A 2,491-nucleotide genomic window follows, 5' to 3' on the forward strand; every position below is an offset into this window, starting at 1 on the left:
CCAATGGCTAAGCACAATGCGCCTTGCTTCCCTTTATGGAAGCAGGTTTCAATGTACTCGCCGCCGAACCGTACGTACTTGTTTCCAAGTATACGGCTCTCCGTGGTTATTGTCAGTCTATTTATTTCCATGAATTTTGTTAAAACATTTCTCGCAAACTGCGATTGTTTTTCTTTGTCGGGCAATCATGAGTTTCTCCCATGCTTCTTTGCCTTTCAAATCCTTGAGCTTGCGGACATGTATCATTTTCAGATTATCCTCAGCTCCACAATATTCACATTTATGGGCTTTCAAGCGAGCCATAAGGCTTGTGCTCTCCGTTCCATAATAGCTGGGCATAATATGCGCATTGTCTATGCGTGCTTCTTTGTCTTGCCTAAATCCGCCATGATATAGGGTACGTTCGAGCCATTCACCTTTCTTGTTTTGGTATCTTACCGTGAAAATCTTGTCCTTACAGTATTTGTTGACAATCTTTCTTACAGTAGATTCATACTTTGATGAGAATGTCTTGTACATACTTTCTTTCATGACACCATAGAAACTGTTGAGTATGTTGACATTGTTTGCAATACAATAGTAGTTGTAGATACCTCTGATTTCCGAATTATATCTATTCAGAATTTCAAGGTCGTCGTTACTACGAAGATAAGGTCGAGAGGTTGATTCCCATACTTCCTTGCCATTTCTTACAATACTACGCATAGCATTGTAATCTAAGAGTTTCTTTCTCATCGCCTCAAATGGCAATAATAAGACAACCTTGTGGTCAAGAGAGCGAATAGGTATTCCTCTATAATCCTTTTTCGTCTTGTTTGTACTGCGGACGGTTACTTCAAAACCGAGAAATTTTGCGGTGTCATGTGCATTTGTGATAAGTGTCTTTTCGTCTGAAAGTTGGAGCTTTAGCTGTTCCTGCAAGAATATTTTAATATCTTCCTTTGCCTTTAGGCAATCAGCCTTACTTCCTATAACACAAATCAAAAAATCATCTGCATACCGCACGTATTTCATTCTTTTGAAATCTTCGTCCATGTCAAGAGTTGCAGGGAGTTGTTGCATTTCACGATGTAGAGACGCTATCTCTAACCGTAATATGTTTTTCTTCTGCTCGTCCTGTTCATTCTTCAGTTTCTTTACTCGTTTGTCTTTACGACTTGCAACCCTTTTATATTCAGGATTTCTCTGTCGTGCTTTACCTTTGTTGAATGTCTCGATGTATCTCAACATGAATTTATCGAGTTTATCCAAATAGACATTCGCCAAAATTGGACTTATAATACCGCCTTGTGGAGTTCCGATGTAGGAATTCTTGTACTCCCATTGCTCCAAGTAACCCGCTTTCAAGAATTTTCGTATCAGACGCAAGAATCTCTCATCATTGATTCGTTCACCAAGAATACCTATAAGAACATCATGGTTGATGTTGTCAAAGAATCCTTTGATGTCACCCTCTATGAACCATCTTGTTCCCGAACCTCCCTTTTGCAAGGAAGCCATAGCAGTATGACACCCTCTGTGTGGTCTAAAACCATGCGAGCAATCCTCAAAGTGTCCCTCGTAAATTGCTTCGAGTATCATTCTTACTACTTCTTGAACGAGCTTGTCCTTGAAAGAAGGGATACCCAACGGACGAAGTTTTCCATTCTTTTTGGGTATGTATATTCTTCTTGCAGGACAAGGACGATAGCTTTCATCCTTTAGTTGTTCTATGAGGTCACGGATGCGCTTTATGCTTGTTCCGTCTATTGTCTGTCCGTCAGTTCCTTTTGTGCAGTTGCCTGGATTTCGAGACAACCGCTGATAGGCTTCTGCAAACAGATTCTCATTGAACAACAGTCTGTAAAGTCTTTCAAACTTGTAGCTTAGGTCTTGGCTATGCCCAGCCAGACTGTTTAATACATTTTCTGAATTTCTCATAATGTCTCACACATCATTCATTTAACATATTAAAAATAACACACTGTCTCCCTTCGCCATGTACAAGGCTTTCCCTTGCTCGGACTACTACGGAGACTCTGTTACCTTGCCGAATTTTCAAAGAACCCACTTCCTATAGCCATTTGTTGGCACTTCGGTTTAGGTAATCCCCATTTAAGCAATACTGTAACTATTGGCTTGATGAATTGTCGGATGCGATTTTCGTCCTTTTCCGCTTATTGCGGCTGACCTGCAATCGGTTTTCTGCTCTCGCACTCGAAGTCGGAAAGTGGAAGTATTGCAGACAGACCTTTATAACTATCTTAGGTCTGTGTTTACCAACTAACGTCTTGGACTGTCGTTCAAACAGTATAGTCTTCATCCTCGTATTCATCGTTTCATCTTGACATTCAGTAGCGGCATGATAGTTAGCCGACTTATGCCGTTTCCAACATGCTACACTCCCCACCGCTTTTCAGCTAAGTGGATAAGTTGGCTGATGACCAGCTTAGAAAACCCTTGCTGGGTAGGTTGCCAAACCTACATTTACAGTATGCCCTTATGGGCGCAG

Annotated in this window: 1 protein-coding gene; it reads right to left on the minus strand. The window is 41.0% G+C overall.

All coding sequences use genetic code 11. The annotated features are described in order from the left end of the window. Positions 1-117: 117 nt before the first annotated feature. Complete coding sequence (ltrA, locus tag HMPREF1640_RS12275; RefSeq protein ID WP_036895337.1) at positions 118-1,920, minus strand: group II intron reverse transcriptase/maturase; 1,803 nt, start codon at positions 1,918-1,920, stop codon at positions 118-120. Between the last annotated feature and the right edge of the window lie 571 nt (positions 1,921-2,491).

Source organism: Prevotella sp. S7-1-8 (genome assembly GCF_000758925.1).
GTDB lineage: Bacteria > Bacteroidota > Bacteroidia > Bacteroidales > Bacteroidaceae > Prevotella.